At 44.1% G+C, this 1,193-nt stretch carries 1 protein-coding gene; it reads right to left on the bottom strand.

Features of this window, described 5'->3' with window-relative positions:
• Window positions 1-17: 17 nt before the first annotated feature.
• Entirely contained in the window at window positions 18-1,193 is a 1,176-nt protein-coding gene (gene tuf, locus ABD909_RS07040; protein ID WP_345097246.1) for an elongation factor Tu, read from the bottom strand.

The following is a 1,193-nucleotide window of genomic DNA, read 5'->3' as shown; positions in this document are numbered from 1 at the left end:
CCTTCAATAAGCATTATTTACTCAATGATCTTAGAAACGATACCGGCACCAACAGTACGACCACCTTCACGAATAGCAAAGCGTAGCTTTTCTTCCATAGCAATCGGAACTATCAGAGAGACATCCATCGCAACATTATCACCTGGCATAACCATCTCTGTTCCTTCTGGCAAGGTAACAATTCCTGTCACATCAGTAGTGCGGAAATAGAATTGCGGACGATAATTTGTAAAAAATGGCGTATGACGTCCACCTTCATCTTTGGTCAAAATGTAAGCCTCTGCTTTAAAGCGTGTATGAGGTGTAACAGAACCGGGTTTTGCCAAAACCTGTCCACGCTCAATGCCATCACGATCAACACCACGAAGCAAGGCTCCAATATTATCACCCGCTTGACCTTGATCCAAAAGCTTGCGGAACATTTCAACACCCGTAACCGTTGTCTTAGAGGTCGGACGAATACCGATAATCTCGATCTCCTCCCCAACCTTAATAACACCACGTTCAACACGACCCGTAACAACCGTACCACGACCCGATATTGAAAAAACATCCTCTATCGGCATCAAAAATGGCTGATCAACAGGACGTTCTGGTGTGGGAATATAATTATCAACTTCGCTCATCAAAAGACGAACCGCATCTTCACCAATGCTTTTATCCTTATCTTCAAGAGCGGCCAACGCTGATCCTTTTACGATTGGGATATCATCTCCTGGAAAATCATATTTTGACAATAACTCACGCACTTCAAGCTCAACAAGCTCCAAAAGCTCAGCATCATCAACCTGATCAACCTTATTAAGAAAAACAACAATCGCTGGAACACCAACTTGGCGCGCCAACAAAATATGCTCACGGGTCTGAGGCATTGGGCCATCAGCGGCAGAAACAACCAAAATCGCTCCATCCATCTGCGCCGCTCCTGTGATCATGTTTTTAACATAATCCGCGTGACCAGGACAATCAACATGCGCATAGTGCCGTTTTTCTGTCTCATATTCAACATGCGCTGTAGAAATGGTAATCCCACGTGCACGCTCTTCAGGCGCCGCATCAATTTGATCATAGGCTTTAAATTCACCAAAATATTTCGTAATTGCTGCTGTTAATGAGGTCTTCCCATGATCAACGTGACCTATCGTGCCTATATTAACATGTGGTTTCGTACGTTCAAATTTGCTCTTTGCCAT

This window comes from Bartonella acomydis (genome assembly GCF_039543025.1).
In the GTDB taxonomy this organism is placed as follows: domain Bacteria; phylum Pseudomonadota; class Alphaproteobacteria; order Rhizobiales; family Rhizobiaceae; genus Bartonella; species Bartonella acomydis.
The sequence above is the reverse complement of the archived record's forward strand: the minus strand, read 5'-3'. Positions and strand labels throughout refer to the sequence as shown.

What these genes read in the sequence shown, in the direction of transcription:
- tuf (WP_345097246.1), bottom strand. Translation starts at nt 1,193, where the DNA reads ATGGCAAAGAGCAAATTTGAACGTACGAAACCACATGTTAATATAGGC.